General features: G+C 54.9%; 11 protein-coding genes. 7 read left to right on the top strand and 4 right to left on the bottom strand.

Annotated elements, in window-relative coordinates; translation table 11 throughout:
* Nucleotides 1-949 precede the first annotated feature (949 nt).
* Nucleotides 950-1,825, top strand: coding sequence for a DUF4384 domain-containing protein (locus OSC10802_RS0124595; RefSeq protein ID WP_155968335.1), 876 nt, complete (start codon nt 950-952; stop codon nt 1,823-1,825).
* Between the two features lie 368 nt (nt 1,826-2,193).
* On the top strand, nt 2,194-6,192 hold the full coding sequence (locus OSC10802_RS0124590; RefSeq protein WP_017719432.1) for a CHAT domain-containing protein: 3,999 nt from the start codon (nt 2,194-2,196) through the stop codon (nt 6,190-6,192).
* A 344-nt stretch (nt 6,193-6,536) separates the two neighbouring features.
* Here OSC10802_RS0124590 and OSC10802_RS0124585 read toward each other — a convergent pair whose 3' ends face one another.
* Nucleotides 6,537-7,568 carry an adenosine deaminase gene (locus tag OSC10802_RS0124585; RefSeq protein ID WP_026098766.1) on the bottom strand — a complete coding sequence of 344 codons (1,032 nt, stop codon included), beginning with the start codon at nt 7,566-7,568 and terminating at the stop codon, nt 6,537-6,539.
* A gap of 207 nt (nt 7,569-7,775) precedes the next feature.
* Here OSC10802_RS0124585 and OSC10802_RS0124580 point away from each other — a divergent pair, with 207 nt between their 5' ends.
* Entirely contained in the window at nt 7,776-9,116 is a 1,341-nt protein-coding gene (locus OSC10802_RS0124580; protein WP_026098765.1) for an adenylosuccinate synthase, read from the top strand.
* Nucleotides 9,117-9,443: 327 nt separating this feature from the next.
* Nucleotides 9,444-10,028, top strand: a complete 585-nt coding sequence (locus tag OSC10802_RS0124570) for a 50S ribosomal protein L25/general stress protein Ctc (RefSeq protein WP_017719428.1) — start codon at nt 9,444-9,446, stop codon at nt 10,026-10,028.
* 205 nt (nt 10,029-10,233) lie between these two features.
* On the opposite strand, the gene OSC10802_RS0124565 is transcribed toward OSC10802_RS0124570, so the two are convergent.
* Nucleotides 10,234-11,253 carry an adenosine kinase gene (locus OSC10802_RS0124565; RefSeq protein ID WP_017719427.1) on the bottom strand — a complete coding sequence of 340 codons (1,020 nt, stop codon included), beginning with the start codon at nt 11,251-11,253 and terminating at the stop codon, nt 10,234-10,236.
* Nucleotides 11,254-11,415: 162 nt separating this feature from the next.
* Here OSC10802_RS0124565 and OSC10802_RS0124560 point away from each other — a divergent pair, with 162 nt between their 5' ends.
* The gene (locus OSC10802_RS0124560; protein ID WP_017719426.1) at nt 11,416-12,948 is read left to right on the top strand and encodes a bifunctional aminoglycoside phosphotransferase/ATP-binding protein; all 1,533 of its coding nucleotides are present in this window, start codon (nt 11,416-11,418) and stop codon (nt 12,946-12,948) included.
* On the opposite strand, the gene OSC10802_RS0124555 is transcribed toward OSC10802_RS0124560, so the two are convergent.
* Nucleotides 12,937-13,227 carry a hypothetical protein gene (locus OSC10802_RS0124555; RefSeq protein WP_017719425.1) on the bottom strand — a complete coding sequence of 97 codons (291 nt, stop codon included), beginning with the start codon at nt 13,225-13,227 and terminating at the stop codon, nt 12,937-12,939. The two genes, OSC10802_RS0124560 and OSC10802_RS0124555, sit on opposite strands and share 12 nt — an antisense overlap.
* An 89-nt stretch (nt 13,228-13,316) precedes the next feature.
* On the opposite strand from OSC10802_RS0124555, the gene OSC10802_RS41665 reads away from it, so the two are divergent.
* On the top strand, nt 13,317-13,676 hold the full coding sequence (locus OSC10802_RS41665; RefSeq protein ID WP_017719424.1) for a hypothetical protein: 360 nt from the start codon (nt 13,317-13,319) through the stop codon (nt 13,674-13,676).
* A 437-nt stretch (nt 13,677-14,113) separates the two neighbouring features.
* Nucleotides 14,114-15,031 (top strand): DMT family transporter, encoded by a 918-nt coding sequence (locus OSC10802_RS0124545; RefSeq protein ID WP_082218346.1) that lies wholly within the window; start codon nt 14,114-14,116, stop codon nt 15,029-15,031.
* A gap of 361 nt (nt 15,032-15,392) precedes the next feature.
* Here the strand turns inward: OSC10802_RS0124545 and OSC10802_RS44785 are convergent, their stop codons facing one another.
* On the bottom strand, nt 15,393-19,382 hold the full coding sequence (locus OSC10802_RS44785) for a PAS domain S-box protein (protein ID WP_017719422.1): 3,990 nt from the start codon (nt 19,380-19,382) through the stop codon (nt 15,393-15,395).
* Between the last annotated feature and the right edge of the window lie 171 nt (nt 19,383-19,553).

The following is a 19,553-nucleotide window of genomic DNA, read 5'->3' as shown; positions in this document are numbered from 1 at the left end:
ATCGCGGCTATACAAACAAAGCCCGCCTACGCGGGCTTTCAGAGTAGAGCGAGGCTCTCAAAATGTTGGGGTTTTTTTCGAGAATCGGTAGGTTCCTGGCGATTGGAAATCGCGGCTATACAAACAAAGCCCGCCTACGCGGGCTTTCAGAGTAGAGCGAGGCTCTCAAAATGTTGGGGTTTTTTTTCGAGAATCGGTAGGTTCCTGGCGATTGGAAATCGCGGCTATACAAACAAAGCCCGCCTACGCGGGCTTTCAGAGTAGAGCGAGGCTCTCAAAATGTTGGGTTTTTTTTCGAGAATCGGTAGGTTCCTGGCGATTGGAAATCGCGGCTATACAACAAAGCCCGCCGTACGCGGGGCTTTCAGAGTAGAGCGAGGCTCTCAAAATGTTGGGGTTTTTTCGAGAATCGGTAGGTTCCTGGCGATTGGAAATCGCGGCTATACAAACAAAGCCCGCCTACGCGGGCTTTCAGAGTAGAGCGAGGCTCTACAAAATGTTGGGGGTTTTTTCGAGAATCGGTAGGTTCCTGGCGATTGGAAATCGCGGCTATACAAACAAAGCCCGCCTACGCGGGCTTTTATACTAGAGCGAGGCTCTCAAAAATGTTAGGGGTTTTTTTCGAGAATCGGTAGGTTCCTGGCGATTGGAAATCGCGGCTATACAAACAAAGCCCGCCTACGCGGGCTTTTATACTAGAGCGAGGCTCTCAAAATGTTGGGGGTTTTTTTCGAGGAAAGACCAGAAAGGGGGAGACAAGGGTTCCCTAAAAAAGCTCCCCTCCCCGTGAACGGGGAGGGGTTGGGGGTGGGGTTTGAGCCCCCTATTAATTCGCCAACAGTCTCATGCCATCCGCGCATCTGCGTTGCCTGAGGCGGTGTCCCGCCCGGTCTATTTATAAAGTAAGATACAGTGTTAGGAGGAATGGCTTTCTAGGCCAGCAACAGAAATGATGGAAAATGTCAATGCGCTGCAACAAAAGTTCATCGAGCAGCTCACCGGCGAGCTTTTTCCCGGACGCCGGCACTCGGAGCCTCAAAAGTTGTGCTTCCAGCTGCGCTTTCACCCCTTGCATCGGCAGGAGAACCATGATAAGATAGCAAAGAGGATAAAAGAAAAGTTCAATGACGGGTTTTCTGAAAGCTCGATTGCTCCCACGGTGTCTGATGTGGTTCAAAAGCTGCGGGACACATTTGCGGACGCCATGCAAGCGGATGGGGTGCCGGTGGACAAACTAAATGCCGGGAAGGGCAGACCCCAAGATATTTCCCCGTGGGAAATCGTGTATAATTGGCTGTGGGAGATGGAATTCCCCCGCCGGGGGTGGGCGCTTTCCAAGGAAATTGCGACTTGTGCCCTGGAGGAGTTGCAGATGCAGCCGGTGGGGGATGCTGAGAGGGGTCTGGATTTAGAGGCAATCGAACTTTGTGAGGAGACTACTATAAAGAAAGCGCAACGATATCAGCTGCAAGTGGGTTTGCCGGTGGATGGATATCTGCTGCTAGTCAATCAGGGGACGAGCGGTCAGAAATACTGTATTTGCCCGTCTAGAGCCTATCACTTAGAACCGCAGCTTTTGCCCGACACATCTCTCTGTCTCCCTCGGCTGAATGCGCCGGCTAAATTCTTGAGGTACAATGAGGTTGGGGAGGAGTATTTTCTGGCGATTGTCACGGAACAGCCCTTAAAACTGTCTTGGGTGCGCCCGGATTCCGACGCGCGAGATATTGTGGTTAGCGAAGAGCGCCTGCGCGAGATATTTCAGAAAGTGGCGCAGCAGCCAAGCTGTCAGGTGTTTTCCAAGACTTACAAGGTGATAGAATAACCAAAGTTGCTACTTGCCAGTCAGTCAGGTGAGATCCCCCCCTAGCCCCCCCTTAAAAAGGGGGGGAATACTCAAAGCCCCCCTTTTTAAGGGGGGTTTGGGGGGATATAGATGCAAAGACCTTGTAGGTAGCAACTTAAGTTAGAATAGGGGGTGCGGATCAGTGCGGTGAACCCCACCCCCAACCCCCTCCCCGCGCTTCGGGGAGGGGGCTAAGAGGTGGTAGGCTTGTGAGGGGGAGAAGTTTCAATCATCTTGGAACAACGCCGGCACAGGTGAGGGGGTGGGGTTAGGGGCGATCTGGGAAACGGGTTGGCTGAATTTTGGTAAAATCGCATCAGGTGGCTTGAGAGGAGCCGGTGTTCATCATGTTCGAGCAAATATTGCAGCAAATTCGGTCGCTGAATCGACAGGTATTGACAGCTTTAGAGCGGGGGGAGTACGAGCGAGGAATCCCTTTGGCGCAACAATCCTGTAACTTGGCAAAAACTTACTTTGGCGCAAACCATCCCTCCTATGCCACAAGCCTGAATAATTTGGCGGCGCTGTACTGCGCAATGGGGCGGTTGGCGGAAGCGGAACCCCTGTATCTGCAAGCAAAGGAGATTTGGAGAGTCGGGCTGGGCGAGAACCATCCCTCCTATGCGGCAAGCCTGAATAATTTGGCGGGGCTGTACCGTGCAATGGGGCGGTTTGCGGAAGCAGAACTCCTGTATCTGCAAGCACAGGAGATTAGAAGAGTCAGTCTGGGCGGAAACCATCCCGACTATGCGGCAAGCCTGAATAATTTGGCGGGGCTGTACTACGCAATGGGGCGGTTTGCGGAAGCGGAACCCCTGTACCTGCAAGCAAAGGAGATTAGAAGAGTCAGGCTGGGAGAGAACCATCCCGACTATGCGGCAAGCCTGAATGATTTGGCAGCGCTGTACCGTGCAATGGGGCGGTTGGCGGAAGCGGAACCCCTGTATCTGCAAGCAAAGGAGATTTGGAGAGTCGGGCTGGGCGAGAACCATCCCTCCTATGCGGCAAGCCTGAATAATTTGGCAGCGCTGTACGAGTCAATGGGGCGGTTGGCGGATGCGGAACCCCTGTATCTGCAAGCAAAGGAGATTAGAAGAGACAGGCTGGGCGAGAACCATCCCGACTATGCGGCAAGCCTGAATAATTTGGCGGGGCTGTACCGTGCAATGGGGCGGTTTGCGGATGCGGAACCCCTGTATCTGCAAGCAAAGGAGATTTGGAGAGTCGCGCTGGGCGAGAACCATCCCTCCTATGCGGCAAGCCTGAATAATTTGGCGGGGCTGTACCGTGCAATGGGGCGGTTTGCGGAAGCGGAACCCCTGTATCTGCAAGTAAAGGAGATTATAAGAGTCAGTCTGGGCGGAAACCATCCCGACTATGCCAAAACCCTGAATAATTTGGCGGGGCTGTACCGTGCAATGGGGCGGTTTGCGGAAGCGGAACCCCTGTATCTGCAAGTAAAGGAGATTAGAAGAGTCAGGCTGGGAGAGAACCATCCCGACTATGCCACAAGCCTGAATGATTTGGCGGAGCTGTACCATGCAATGGGGCGGTTTGCGGATGCGGAACCCCTGTATCTGCAAGCAAAGGAGATTAGAAGAGTCGCGCTGGGCGAGAACCATCCCGACTATGCCACAAGCCTGAATAATTTGGCGGGGCTGTACCGTGCAATGGGGCGGTTTGCGGATGCGGAACCCCTGTATCTGCAAGCAAAGGAGATTAGAAGAGTCGCGCTGGGCGAGAACCATCCCGACTATGCCACAAGCCTGAACAATTTGGCGGTACTGTACGAGTCAATGGGGCGGTTTGCGGATGCGGAACCCCTCTATGTGCAAGCAAAGGAGATTAGAAGAGTCGCGCTGGGCGAGAACCATCCCGACTATGCCACAAGCCTGAATAATTTGGCGGGGCTGTACAAGTCAGTGGGGCGGTTTGCGGATGCGGAACCCCTGTATGTGCGAGCAAAGGAGATTAGAAGAGTCGCGCTGGGCGAGAACCATCCCGACTATGCGGCAAGCCTGAATAATTTGGCGTTACTCCTCGCCGCAACGGATCGCCCACAGGAGGCGCTGCGCCTGATGCGGGAGGCGGCAAAGATTCAAACCCAAATCCTCGGTCAAATCTTCTCTATCAGCAGCGATACCCAGCGGCTGAACTACATGCAACAAAACTACTACCAAGTAGAAATTTTTCTATCTCTCGTAGCCCAATACTTGCCAGACGATTCGGAAGCGGTGCTAGCGGCTTTCGAGCTAATCATGCAGCGGAAAGCCCTGGCGACAGAAGCCGCCATCCAGCAGCGACTTCTAATCTTATCCGAACGCCACCGGCACCTCGCCCCCCAACTCGAACACCTGCGCCAACTCGACCACCAAATTGCCTACCAAACTCTGAATGTTCCGCCCGCAGAACAATTGCCCGCCTACCAAAACCGGCTGAAGGAACTGCAAGAGCAACGAGATGAACTCGACCGACAAATCAGCCGGCAGATTCCCGAAATGAACCTGCAAAAGCAATTAGATAATGCCAGCCGGGATGCCATCGCCAAAGCGCTCCCGAAAGGCGCGGCGCTGGTAGAGTTCGTGCGTTTCAATGTCTGGAATTTCAAAGCCGTCAAGGCGAATGGCGATTCCCAATGGCAACCGGCACATTACCTGGCATTCATCCTCTCGGCTAGCCAGCCCGATGAGGTGCGCATGATAGACTTAGGGGAAGCCGAACCCACCGACGAATTGATTCGGGAATTGCGCAAATCCGTCTCTGGCGAGCGAGATTTGGACTTAGGCTTAGACACACCGGCAAGCGAACCGGCACCCACTCCTTCTGTAAATACGCCACCTATCGCCTCTCTACAACTGTACCAAAAACTCATCGCTCCCCTCAAGCCCCACCTGCAACCCCAGCAGCAAGTTTTTCTCGCACCGGATGGGGAGCTCACCTGCTTGCCGTTTGGCGTTTTGTCCGCCAATGGTTTACAATATTTGATGGAGGAATATGCGCTCAGCTACCTGAGCGTCGGGCGAGACGTGCTGCGCTTCAACTTCCCCATTCCCGCGCAACCGACTGCGCCGCTGGTGATCGCCAATCCCGATTTCAATTTAGCCTCCCCGGAAATCCCCCAACCCCCCCAACCTCAATCTCCCGGAAAGCAGCCCCAGCCCATCGATAAAAACTTGTTTATTGCTGTGCTAACAGCCTTTATGGTGATTGCCAGCATCGTGATTCTCGTTGCTGTGCCGGCATTCGGGGTTTGCTTGCTAGCCGCTGGCTTAATTTGGCTGGCATTCTATGTGCAAAAAGCCTCCTACCCGGAGCGCCTGCGCGAGTTCGAGGACAAAGCGCGATCTGCAGATCGCATTATAACACAATCGCAGCCAAATTCCACCCCCTCAAATTCCCCTCAACAACCTGAAACCCGCGAAGGCGGGTTTCGTCTGTATAGCCGCGAATTCCATTCGCCGGGCTCCATCCATTCCTCACATCCCGATACCCCAGATATCAAAGAACTCCGCCGCGAATTAACGCGAGGGAAAAGCAAAGGATTCAAACCGATTCCGGGCACCGGCATTGAAGGCGCTCGAATTGCCCAACTCCTAAACGTGCCGGCTCACACCGACGCCAAAGCGCTAAAATCATTAGTGAGCCGGTGCGTGTCGCCCACAATTCTCCATATCGCCACCCACGGCTTTTTTCAGGAATCTCTCCCACAAAAGCCGGCGGATACCTTTGAGATTGGGAAGATTGGGCGAGTGCAACACGCCCCCCAACACAACCCCATGACGCGCTCAGGTTTGGCGTTTGCCGGTGCCAATACTGTGTTAAAAGGCGGTATAATTCCCCCAGAAGCGGAAGACGCCCTGCTCACCGCTCAAGGGGCTGCCGGTTTGCAGTTGCCGGCAACTGAGCTGGTGGTGATGTCTGCTTGTCTGACGGGGCTGGGTGACAGGCGGGTAGGAGAAGGAGTGTTGGGATTGCGGCGGGCGTTTGTGCTTGCCGGTGCCAAAACTTTGGTAATGAGCCTGTGGAGTGTCCCCGATATTTCCACCGCGATTTTGATGGAGCGATTTTATCACAATCTATTCGATTATAACATGGGTCGGGCGAAAGCGCTAGAGGAAGCTCAGTATTATTTGCGCGATTTAACCGTTGGGCAAATCCGCGACAAGTGGCTCACCCCAGAGGCGATTGCCTGGGTAAGGCAGCGCAGCGATGTTATTGCCAATCGCCTTCAGGAGTTGAGCCAAGAATCTGATGAGTGTCGCCCGTACACTGAGCCTAAATACTGGGCGGCTTTTATTTGTCAGGGGAATCCCGATCCGCTGCCGGTTGTTGGGGGGTTGGGGTAGGGGTGGGGCTAAAGCCCAACTACGAACCTTTGACGGTGGGGTGTTGGTGGGGCATTAGCCCAACTACGAACCTTTGGCGTAGCACAGGCGTCTCGCCTGTGCCCAGTTTTGGTGGGGCATTAGCCCAACTACGAACCTTTGGCGTAGCACCGGCGTCTCGCCTGTGCCCAGTTTTGGTGGGGCATTAGCCCAACTACGAACCTTTGCCGGTGGGGTGTTAATGGGGCTAAAGCCCAACTACAAACCTTAATGCCGGTGGGCATTAGCCCAACTACAAATTTTTGGCGTAGCACAGGCGTCTCGCCTGTGCAGTCTCACCTGTGCCCAGAACGCCTGTGCTCTTATTAACCCACCGGCACCGGCTCGGGTTTGAGGACTTCCGTGAGAATAGATGCCGGTGGCTGCCCGTGCGGCCAAGCGAAGGCGTGGCGGAAAGCCGCCTCCTGACAGGCTTGCAGCTGCCGGAAGTCTATAATGTCGTAAGTCAGCAAGTTCTCGTATTCAAACGGCAGCCGCACGTTGTGCAGACCGGCATTATCCGTGCAGATTGCAATATCCACCCCCGCTTCAAAACAGCGGTCAAACACCACCTGCAACTGCATGATATCCTTAAGGGTGCCGGTTTTCAGGTAAGTCGTCGGGCAGACTTCCAGGCACTGACGCCGCATGGCCAAATCGGGCAGCAGTTCCGGGTGCAGCAGCGGAATCTGAATCCCGTGCCCAATCCGCATCAGGTACGGCAGCAATTCAGGATAGCAGCCCGCCGGCGTCTCGTAGAGGTGGCCAGTGGTTTTCAGCCCCCGCATTCGGGCGTAGGCGTACAGCTGGACAAACTCATCCAGCCGCTCGGCATACTGGGCGTCCCCACCGGCCACATCCACCCCGCAGACATACTCAGGCATCTGGGCGGCGAGATCCACAATCGCCCGGTTCACCTCATAAGGCAGCCGCGAGTGCACGCACAGGATTTGGCTCGTGACTATCGGAGCGTCGCTCAACCGGCTCGCCTTGCCGACAATCTCCACAATATCAGCCATCAAGTCAATCCGCTCAGACTGGCTCAGGTGGTGGGGCGTCCGCAGGTAGGGCGTGTAGCGCAGCTCCAAATAGGCCAGATTTTCAAACGTGTACGCGCCCCGAATCAGCCGGTAGATGAAATAGGGCAGCGTTTCGGCGGTTTGAACCCCTTCCACCAAGGTGTGCAGTTCTAAATACTCCTCCAAGGTGTTGCGGGGCTGGGTGTAAAACTGCTCGAAGGCAGGGTAGTCAGGAAACCGATCGGCGAGCTCAGCATCGTGCCGGTGGAAATAGCGCCACAGGATGCGAGGCACGACCGAACCGCCCAGATGGCGGTGCAATTCAGCGTGTAAAGCCACAGGAACCCTCTTTGATTGGCGAACGACAGCAGTCAGCAGTCAGCGGTCAGCGGTCGGCAGAATCCAGAAAGCCCGGTTGTCTGTCAAGCTTCCGATTTCTGAATTCTAACTCCTCACGGTTCATAAATCTTAACAAAAAATAATTTGACAGCTGCTACCCGAAGTGGTGATAATAATCGTTTGTGTAAACTTTAGCGTAAAAAACCCTTGGCTAACGTAGTTGTGATAGGTGCCCAGTGGGGCGATGAAGGAAAAGGTAAAATCACCGATCTGCTGAGCAAGTCAGCAGATGTCGTTGTACGCTACCAAGGGGGTGTCAACGCCGGCCACACGGTCGTCGTAAGCGGCCAGACCTTCAAGCTGCACCTGATCCCCTCTGGAATCCTGTATCCCGACACGGAGTGCATCATCGGTTCGGGAACAGTCATCGATCCGAGGATATTAATCCAAGAACTCGACCAGCTGGAGGCGCTCAACATATCGACGCACAACCTGCTGATCTCCCAAACCGCCCATGTGACGATGCCCTACCACCGGCTGATTGACCAGGCATCGGAAGAGCGGCGGGGAACCCACAAACTTGGCACGACGGGGCGGGGGATTGGCCCGACCTACGCCGACAAATCGGAGCGCACCGGCATCCGCATCTTGGACTTGATGGAGCCAGAGGGGCTGCGCAAACAGGTGCGCTGGACGGTTAACTACAAAAACGTCATCCTGGAAAAACTCTACAACCTGCCGCCCCTCGACCCAGAAGAGGTGATCGAGCAGTACCTGGAGTACGCCGATCGCCTGCGCCCCCATGTGGTGGATGCGTCCCTGAAAATCTACGATGCGGTGAAGCGCCGGCGCAACATCCTGTTTGAAGGCGCTCAAGGCACCCTGCTAGATTTGGATCACGGCACCTATCCCTACGTCACCTCCTCCAACCCCGTCGCCGGTGGGGCTTGCGTCGGTGCCGGTGTTGGACCTACAATGATAGATCGCGTGATTGGCGTGGCAAAAGCCTACACCACCCGCGTCGGCGAAGGGCCATTCCCCACGGAACTGCACGGCGAACTCGGCGAGCTGCTGTGCGCCAGGGGGGCAGAATTTGGCACCACCACCGGTCGCAAGCGCCGCTGCGGCTGGTTCGACGCCGTGATAGGCCGGTATGCAGTCCGCATCAACGGGCTGGACTGTCTGGCAATCACCAAACTGGACGTACTCGATGAGCTCGACGAAATTAAAGTCTGCGTGGCTTACGAGATTGATGGACAGCGCTGCGATCACTTCCCCGCCAACGCCCGCCAATTCGCCCGCTGCGAGCCGGTGTACGAAACCGTCCCCGGCTGGAAGCAATCCACAGAGGACTGCCGGTCTTTGGAGGACTTGCCAAAGCAAGCGCTGGACTATCTGAAATTCCTGGCAGAGTTGACGGAAGTTCCGATTGCGATTGTCTCCCTGGGAGCCAGCCGCGACCAGACCATTATCGTGGAAGACCCGATCCACGGGCCGAAGCGAGCGCTGCTGTACGCCAACGGCATGCCGGTGGCTGCTCAAGCCTAGAGCCGGTGGCTCCCTGGAAGAGGAAATAAGCCGGTGTCGGAGGGTGGGAAAGTCTCGCGGGCGGGCAAAAAACCGGTGGGATAGAGCCGGCAAGCTGCGGCTGTTGAATATTCCTGAGAGCCTGTTTATCTCGGCTGAATCTTAGCAGATTCCCCTGACAGACAAGAGCGTCAAAAAGCAACTTACCGGAGGTTCGGGAAGTGGCTCGATTCGCTCAAGTGTGCTGAAAATGGAAATTCTCAGCACCTGAGTGAGAGAGGAATTCTGGTGCCGGTCGGGAGCGAGATTTTTGATAAAATGTAACTGCTATAGCGGAAAATTGAGAACATGGAACTCACAGTTGAAGGTCAAAAACGGCCCGAGGGGAGCAAGCCGAACGCTCTCCGCCAGCAAGGGCAGATTCCTGCGGTGGTGTACGGTCACAGCGGGGCAGAATCAATCAATCTGACGATTGCGGCCAAAACCGTCGAGCGCCTGCTCAAGGCGGCCAGCGTCAACAACACGCTCATCCAGCTCAATATCCCTGACATTAGCTGGAGCGGCAAAACCCTGCTGCGGGAAGTCCAAACCCACCCCTGGAAAGGCAATCCCTACCACCTCAGCTTTTTCGCCATCTCGGCTCAAGAAAGCGTAGAAGTTCAGGTGGCGCTGAATTTTGTGGGTGAGGCGGTTGGCGTCAAGCTAGAGGGCGGTATCTTAGACCCCGTGATGACAGAACTGACGGTCAGATGCAAGCCGGACAGCATCCCCGAAAAGATTGACGTGAATATTTCTGAGCTGCACCGGGGCGGTGCGCTGCACATCAGTGAGCTCGTTTTGCCGGAAGGAGTAGCAGCCCTCGCAGATCCGGGACAGGTGGTTGTCAGTGTCGTCCTTCCTTCAGGCGAGGCTGGAGAGGGCGCACCGGCTTGAGATTGAGCGATTTGAGAGCCTGAGTGAAGGCGTTGCATATTCCACCGGATTGAGAACCCCACCCCCCAACCCCCTCCCTGCAAGCGGGGAGGGGGAGAAAGAGAGGGTTTTGTCTCGTTTTTCTCGTTCCCAGCCTCGGGCTGGGAACGGGCTTCTGGAGCCTCCGGCTCCTCTCTCCAATAAGCAGCATTATTAGCGTAACTGCTTAATAGCTGGCAATCACTTCCTCAAGCCGGTGGGCGCAGGATTCCTCCAGACGCGGACCGTGAACCCCCACCACGCGAGACGCCAGGAAATTGCCCCAGCGGGCGGCTTGTTTGGCGCTCAAACCGTGAGTGAGTCCGTAGAGCACCCCACCGGCAAAGGCGTCTCCCGCGCCCACCGTATCGAGAGGCTGCACCGGAAATCCAGGCACTTCGGAGATTTGTTTGTTTTCCACCACCAGACAGCCTCTCGCACCGGCGGTGATAAAAGCCAAGTCCACTATTTCGCCCAATTTGCGAGCGCACTCTTGCAGCGATTCTTCCTGGCAAAACCGGCGCACCTCATCGGCATTGCAGAAAACCACATCGCAGTATTCCGAAACAGCACCGTGGAAATCGCCGGCAAACCGATCCACCAGGAAGCTGTCAGAAAAGGTGAAGGAAACTTTGACTCCGTTGCGCCTCGACTGCTCCATTGTTTCGATGCAGGCTTTTCGAGGATCGGGCGCGTCCCAGAGGTAGCCCTCCACATAGCTGTATTTGCACCGGCTGAGGCGATCTGTATCAATATCCGTGGCTGCTAGGGTTGTGGAAACTCCCAGATGCGTGCACATGGTTCGCTCCGCATCAGGAGTGGTCAGCACCAGACAGGTGCCGGTGGGCCCGCCAGTTTCCGGTGCGGGGTGCACGTCAAAGTGAATGCCGGCTTGCAGCATGTCTTGCCGGTAAAATTCACCGTTGGTATCCCGGGCAACTTTGCCAGAATAAAAGCCGTTCCCGCCACTCTGCGCTAGGGCTATCATGGTATTCGCTGCTGAACCCCCCGAACGCAGCTGCACCGGCGTGTGTTCCAGATTGACCAAAAGTCCGCCCTGCTTCTCAGCGTCCATCAGGGTCATGGAACCCCGATTCAAGGCGTGCTCCCGCACAAAATCGTCTCCCACAAATGCCAGGATATCTACTAGGGCGTTGCCGACTCCAAATACATCGACGGGTCTGGGATGTTTGCTGCTGTCTGTCATAAGGGTTTCTGTTTTAGGATAATTATATAATAAACCGCCAAGACGCCATAGACGCGCTTTCTCGGCTTCCCGCAGGGTAGAGCGCCAAGAAGAGAGTCAGGCTAGGGCGGGGGCGTCTGGAGGTGAGTGAGCGTTTAAGTTTTGTAAGGTTGAGGGTTTGTTATGGGAGAAACTTGTCTGCCTCGTTTGATTGAGGGGATGCTGCAGCCGGAGTTCTATCCGCATCCGGTGCGGGTGCCGGTTGAGCTGATCCAGACTCACATTTCTTTTGTGCTGCTGACGGGGGATTATGTTTATAAGGTGAAGAAGCCGGTGAATTTTGGGTTTCTGGATTACTCGACGCTGGAGAAGCGGCAGTATTTTTGCCAGCGAGAGCTGCAGATGAATCAGCGGGGCGCACCGGGGCTGTACTTGGCGGTTGTGCCGGTGACGCAGGCGGGAACGGGATTCAGGCTGGGAGGGGAGGGGGAGCCGGTGGAATATGCGGTGAAAATGCGCCAGTTCCCGCAGGATGGGCTGTTTGTGAGTATGTTGGAGCGGGGAGCCCTAGCGGAAAAGCATCTGGAGGAACTGGGGCGGGTTGTGGCGAAATTCCACGCACAAGCGCCGGTGAGTGAGTGGATTCTCTCTTTTGGCGAAGTCTCGCAAATTCGGAAATCTGTGGAGCAAAACTACGAACTGAGCAAAAAATATATCGGCGGTCCGCTGACGCAGGAGCTGTTCGAGGCGACAAAGCGATACACGGATAACTTTTTTGCGGAGGGGCGGGCGCTGTTCTTCAGCCGAATCGAAAGTCAGAGAATTCGGGAATGCCACGGAGATTTGCACCTGAGGAATATCGCTCTGTGGGAGGACAAAATCCTCCTCTTTGACTGCATTGAATTCAATGAAGACTTTCGCTTTGTTGATGTCATGTACGATGTGGCCTTCACGGTGATGGATTTGCAGGGGCGCGGGCGCGGAGATTTGGCCAATGCTTTTTTGAACACCTACATTGAGGGCACCGGCGACTGGGAGGGGTTGCAAGTGCTGCCGCTGTACTTAATCAGGCAATCTTATGTGCGGGCGAACGTGACTTCTTTGCTGCTGGACGATCCGGGTGTCTCTGCCCAAGAGAAGGAGAAGGCGCAGCAAACAGCGGCTCACTATTACCGGCTCGCTTGGCAGTACACCCAGCCGCGCACTGGACAGCTAATTTTGATGTCGGGGCTGTCGGGTTCTGGTAAAAGTACGGTGGCGAGAAAGTTGGCGAGACGGCAGGGGGCGATTCACATTCGCTCGGATGCGGTGCGCAAGCATTTGGCTGGAATTCCCCTGCATCAGCGGGGTGGGGAGGAGATTTACACCGCTGAGATGACTGAGAAAACTTATCACCGGCTGCTGCAATTGGGTGTTATGCTAGCAGCTGGAGGGTGGCCGGTGATTCTGGATGCGAAATACGACCGGCAGGCGTTGCGGCGGGATGCGATTGCGCTCGCTGAGGTGAACCAGCTGCCTTTACAAATTCTCCACTGCACTGCGCCGGTGGAAGTGTTGCGCGCAAGGCTGCACCGGCGCACCGGCGACATTGCCGACGCCACCGCTGATTTGCTCGCCGCGCAGCTTGCCGGTGCTGAACCCTTCACAGAGGCTGAGCGAGTTTATGTGAGAACTCTAGACACTGCGCAAGACATTGAAGCACAATTATGCCAGTAGGGTGCGTTCCGCCTCCCCCTCGCACTCCCTGCCAGCAGGCTGCGCCCCCAGGCGGAACGCACCGGCATCCCACAAGTAGGGTGCGTTGCGCCTCACTTCCCCACTTCCTGCCAGCAGGCTGCGCTCCCAGGCGGAACGCACCGCTATCCTGCGCAAAACATTAAAGGACAGGCAAGATGCCGGTCCTACATATAGCGAGTCTAAATCATTCGTGTAAATTTCCGAAACCCGGTTTCTTTGAAACCGGGTTTCGGGGCCCCCAGCGGTTGCGCAAATCATTTAGAACTGCTATATAAGGTATATTCGTAGGGCAGGCGTCGCGCCTGCCAATTTTGCTAGTTTTATAACAACTATTACTGGAAAAGTTTATGAAAAATAAGGATAGCGCGGAGCAAAAATATTCCGGATTCTCAAGGGGGTTTTCGGCAGGGCTGAAAATTGGACTGGGTTTTACAGTCTGCTTTTTTTTGCTCCGCTATCCCATCGAGTGGAGTGCCTGCTATGGGCTGCTCGGAGGCTTAGCCGGCGGTTTGGTGACGGCGTGGTGGCAATTTGGATATTTGGACGCTCCTGTTGATGAAATAGTCCCCAAGACTCTCGCTAACCGGCCTAAGTTGTGCTTCCAAACTCGTTTAAAACAGCGGCTGGATCGTGCGGAAGATCGGCGGCGTCGCTGGAGTTTTGGCAGAGGGAGTGTGGGGCGATTATTGGGGAAAAACCGCAGTTAATTGCCGGATATTTATACAAATCAGGCAATTTCTATGTCCAGATTTTGGATTGAAAAAGGCGGCAGTAAATCCTGTTGAATAAAACCGGCGTTTCCCAATCTGGAAGTGGAAATGCCAAAGTTTTTGGCCCTCGCCTGTGACGAGAGGCTGCGACTTCCGACGGAGAGGGGCTACAGAGCAATCAAAAAAGCTCTTATTCGTTATAGCAGCAGTCATATTGGTTAGGACACGCTATGGCCCAAGTGCCGGCTGCTATATCAGAGGTTAGGGGCGGGTTTATCGGTGTTGTAGCTGTGTGGCACTCTTTGTCGGTGTTCCCGCCCCTACATCATGTTAAACCCCAAGTCCTTTCCCTAAGTGCCTACTGATATAAATCTATAGAATTCAGGACGGCAGATGCCTTATAATTTGAGCGTGCCAGTTTACGAGTTAGTTGTATGACCGCACCACTTGCAAAAAATAGCCAGCATTTCCAAGGCATTTTGCTGATGATTCTGTCCAGCCTGCTCTGGCCCTCGATGCTGGTGGCGATCCATGAGGTAATCAGCACCGTTTCGCCATTTGTACAAATCGCCATTCGCTTCACTATTGGGGCGGTCGTCTTTGCGCCGTTCGCTCGCAACCTGAACAGAAACTTGATACGCGACGGGGCAATCCTGGGAGTGTTAATGTTTGCTGCCTTTGTTACCCAGACCGTGGCACTTGAGAGCATCCCGGCGAACCAAGCGTCTTTCACTGTGGGTCTGGTAATCATCTTAATCACACTGTTCGAGGTGGTGTTCTACCGTCGCCTGTCACTTGTCGCTATCCTGGCGGCGGCGCTCGCCTTCACGGGAATCGGAATCATGAGCTGGCAGGACGGTCCCCCTGCCATCGGCGCAGTTTGGATGCTTATTTGTGCCTCACTTATCGCGGCTATTGTCATCTTGCTTGAGAGAATCGCACCGCGCCATCCCGTTCTGCCACTGATCGTCGTTGAGATTTGGGCGATCGCTATTCTAAGTTGCCTGTTAGCCGCGCCGGAAATGGCCGGACAGATTGAAGTCATTACCGCTAGTTTAACGCAACCAAAAAATATTGTGGCTCTCCTCTACCTGGGCATAGTTGGCACCGGCGCTGTTACCTGGTTGCAGGCAAAAGCACTGAGCCGGATAACAGCTTTTGAAGGTGGGCTAATCCAAACAATGGAGCCGGTTGTCGGCTCGATTTACGCCTTCTTTCTACTCGGCGAAACTTTCAGGATGAGCGGGTACGCCGGCGCAGTTTTGGTAATCGCGGGGATGATCGTAGCTCTCAGTGAAAGAAAGGCGGCTCCCATCAGCGCTCCCCCGCAAGAGCGGGAGAGAGGAGCCTAAGCGAGCCGGTGAAAAATTCGTTGAACACGCGCTCGAAATATTGTGTGACTGCTTATATAGCAGTAGGCATTTAGGTTAGGACATTAAACCTTCAGGGCAGCCAGACGCTGGCCTACGTCTATATCCCAGCAGTAATATGGGTTAGAACAATAGGAGCAGGAGTGCGGGGGTGCAAAAGAGGTCGAAATGTAGGACCCTAAGTGCATACTGCTATATGAGAAACCCGGTTTCTTAAAACGCTGGCATGGGGCATGGCGCATGGGGCGTGGGGAAGATTTACGCGCTGGCGAGAACTCAGCAATGCCCTATTCCCAATTCCCAATTCCCAATGCCCTATTCCCAATTCCCAATTCCCTATTCCCTATTCCTTAAATATCGGCGGTTCGCTGTAATTCTGGCGCACCGGCAGCTCGATGACAAATTCAGTCCCCTTCCCGGGTTCAGAATAGCACTTCAGCTGGCCCCCGTGTTTTTCCACGACAATCTGGTAGCTAATTGACAGCCCCAAACCGGTGCCGGCACCGACGGGTTTGGTGGTGAAGAAGGGGTCAAAAACCCGCGAGCGAACCTCGGGTTTTATTCCCGGTCCGCTGTCGGCAATCCGGATTTCCACGCGATTGGAGTCGGGGGTGCCGGTGCGAATGCGGATGGCAGCTTCTCTGCCACCGGCAGCCCCAGCCGCCCCTGTCCGAGGCTCTTCCAGCGCATCAATTGCATTCGCGAGAATATTCATAAACACCTGGTTCATCTGCCCCGCAAAACAGTCCACCTGAGGCAGTTCGCCGTATTCTTTAAGCACCTTAATTTCAGCACTTGCCCCCTTACCTTTCAAGCGATTCTGCAAAATCAGCAGAGTGCTGTCTATCCCTTCGTGAAGGTCTACGGCTTTCATCTGGGCTTCATCCAGCCTTGAGAAATTGCGCAGCGACAGGACAATCTGGCGGATGCGCTCAGCCCCGACTTTCATGGAATAGAGGAGTTTGGGCAAGTCTTCCTTGACAAATTCCAGATCGATGGCGTCAATTTCTTCCTCAATTTCTGGAGAGGAGGGAGAGTGCTCCTGGTAGAGATCTATTAGCCCCAGCAAATCTTGAATGTATTGCATCGCCGGGTCAACATTGCCGTAGATAAAGCTGACGGGGTTGTTAATTTCGTGGGCGACACCGGCAACCATCTGTCCCAGGCTGGACATCTTTTCCGTCTGGATCAGCTGGGCTTGGGTTTGCTGCAGGGCGCTCATCGCTCCCTGCAACTGCTGGGCTTGTTCTTTGGCGGCGCGGGCGGCTTCGGTTGCGCCGGCGTAGAGTTCAGCTTGGCTGATGGCAATCGCCAGCTGGTCGGCGATGGCGGCGAGCAGCCCCACTTCACTGTCGCGCCAGGGGCGGGAACCGCAGCACTGTCCGCAGGCGAGCAAGCCAATCTCGCCGGCGGGCGTGTGAATCGGCAATATGGCTATCGAAGAGAAGCCGCTCACCCACTGCAGCTGCTGCAGTTCAGGTTCGGCGAGCTTCCTGACATCATCGAGGCGAATCATTTCCCGATTTAAAAGCTTGGCAATCACCGGACAGTCCCGCTGGTCCGGATAAGCTCCCAAGAGGCTGGGCGCGTTGGGCTTCTTGGCTTCTTTGACCACTTCCCAGTAAGAGTTGCATGGTTTAGAGGAACGCCGGTTGGAAGGCCGGTCCGAACTTTCCAGCCCTTTCCAAGTTTCCGCCGAACCGGCTTTCCAACTTTCCAAACCGTTAGGGCGATACCAAACGAACAGGCACCGGTCAATCTGCAGCAGGGTGTGGATTTCCTGTACGGCGGTTTCCAGGATCGTGTCGAGGTTGAGAGAGTTGCGGATCTGGCTAGCGAGCCGGTTGAGCAGCGCTTCTCGTTTGGCCTGTTTTCTAAATTGCGTTTCCGACTGGCGCAAAGCAGCTTCAGCCCGCTTGCGCTCGGTGATGTCCGTCTCGATGCCGTCGATGCGGACAGGGCTGCCGGTGGCGTCGCAAACCAGCCGGCTGCGGGACCGCAGCCAGTGCACCTCCCCGGAAGGGCGCACGATGCGGTATTCCATATCTGTGGTGCCGGCTGTGATGCGTTTTTGCAGCATGCCCTCAACCCGCTGCCGGTCTTGCGGGTGAATCATCTCCATCCACAGGTTGGGATGGTTGAAAAACTCGGACTGGGGGAGTCCGTAAACTGTTTCAGCGGCGGGGCTGATATAAAGCATCTCGAACGTGGTGGCGTGAACTGACCACACCACGTCATCAAGTGAGTTGAGAATGCTATTGAGCCGGTCTTGGCTTTGGCTGAGCGCTTCCGCCACCAGCTGGCGCTCGAAAGACTCCCGCTGCAGCTGTTCTAGCAGCTGGGTCAATTCCGTGGTGCGCTCTTGAACGCGAATTTCTAAGTCCTGTTTGGCTTGCAGCAGGGCGTCCTCCCCCTGCTTGCCTTCGGTGATGTCGCTGTCGGTTCCCATCATGCGATATGCTTTGCCTCCCCCGTCGCGGATGGCCGTGCCCCGCGCCAGAATCCAGCGGATACTGCCATCTTTATTGATCGTGCGGTGCTCTATTTCGTAGTCAGGTGTGCGCCCTTCCAGATGCGCTTTCGCCGCCGCCATCACCGCTGACCTGTCTTCGGGATGCACCCGCTTGAGCCAGTCTTGTATGCGGTTGGGGATTTCTTCAGGCTCAAAGCCCAGCATGGCTTTTAAGTTGGAGTCGAGATAAATTTCGCCGGTTCCCACGTTCCAGTCCCAAACGCCCACTTTGCCGGCACGCACGGCGAGCTGGTATCGCTTTTCCGATTCCCGCAGCGCCTCTTCCATTCGCTTGCGCTCTGCGATCTCGGTGGCAATGATGGTAACCGCCACGACTTCGCCGTTCTTTTGAATGGGACTGATGCGGCTGGAATACCAGGACGTGCTGCTGTAGGGACCAAAACCGGCCAGATCTAACTGCTGCGCGATGCCGGTGGTGAAAACGCTTTCTACGATCTCCCTGAACGGCAGGCGGCAGTCTGGCGGAACCCAGTCATAAAGACTGCTCCCGATTACCTGCCGGGCGCTCAACCCGGGCGTCACGCGATTGAGGAATTTGATCCTACCGGCAGCATCTGCGGTTAGAATGATATCGGGAGCGTTCTCCACCAAGGAGCGCCACTTGGCTTCTGATTCCTCTCTCGCCGCCTCCGCCGCTTTCCGCTCCGTGATGTCCTGGGCTAAACAGACGAACCCCTCAATCTCGCCCCGCTCGTCCCGCATCACTGAAACTGAAAAATACACCGGGACTGTCTGGCCATCTTTTGCCAGCAAGGTCGTCTCTTTCCTGCCCAGAAAGCTGTTTCGCTTTGACTCCTCAAAGTCCAATTCTTTTAAAAATTTCTCCTCCGCAAATAAGATTTTAACGTGCTTTCCTAACAGGTCGATCTCCTCCGGGTATCTCAACATTAAAAACGCGGCCAAGTTGAAGGTTTTGATTGTTCCGTCCCGATTCAGAACAAACAGAGCGTCGAGCATCGATTTGATGATGTTATCGACGTACCCTTTCGAGACTGTTGTTTTGTTGAGGCTCTCCGCCATCTGGTTAAACGCTTCCGCTAAAACCCCAATTTCGCTTTCCGTCTCTACATCCACCCTCGCCCCTAAGTCCCCTCGCCCAATTTTGACCGCCGCCTCTGTAATTTCAAGGATTGGCTTGGCAATCTTTTCTGCTAAAATTAAAGCGAGCGCGCCGGATATCAGGGCTACGGCTGCCACCGAAAAGGCGTTAATTGCTATGGCCATCCCAGCCCTGCTGGCAACGACTTCATTCTCCCGTTCCAGCTGTTCTATCTCAGCTTCTATTGCCCGGTCAATTACCTCAGTAAAGTAGTTTTCTGCCTGTTCCAAACTTCTTTTATTTCCCACCAATTTTGGGCCCCTGCCCCCCTCAGCCTTCACTTGTATAAGAGTTTGGCCGGCTTGATAAAAGTCTTTTTTGGCAGCTTCAATTTCTTGGACAAACTTGCGCTCCTCTGGAGCGTCGGCTAGGCTTTTAAAGTTCTCCAGCTCTTTTTCTAAATCTTCTCGGGCCGCTTCAAAGCTTTCTAGCTCTTCTTCTTTGTCTTCTTCAACTTTAACGTCTCCCGAAATCTTTCCCGCCCCCCCTTGGAGCAGCGCGTAACTATTGGCCTCCACCATCATCTTAAAGGAGGCCATTTTTATCTGCTGTAGCGCCAGCAATTTAGGAGTGATTTCCCCCGAAACCGCACTAAAACTTTCTTTTACATTTTTCCCGGCTTCGATTTTGAGAATGCCCAAAATTGCTGCCAGGGAGGCGACAGCCAAAAAACTTGACACCAACTTCGTTTTCAGTTTCATACCCTGTCTCTTTTTTCTGGGAGAGCCAGCTCAGCACCGGCTAAGTTTTGCGCGGAGTGTGGTGGGGTGCGTTCCCCCTGCCGTGCGGATTGTGAGTGCCTTCCCCAAAGGGGAACGCACCCGACTGATTGGGAAACCTTTTAAATCACTTTAAACTAAAACATCCCTTAT

This window comes from Kamptonema formosum PCC 10802 (assembly GCF_000332335.1).
GTDB lineage: Bacteria > Cyanobacteriota > Cyanobacteriia > Cyanobacteriales > Oscillatoriaceae > Oscillatoria.
This window is presented reverse-complemented; position numbering and strand designations above follow the sequence as displayed.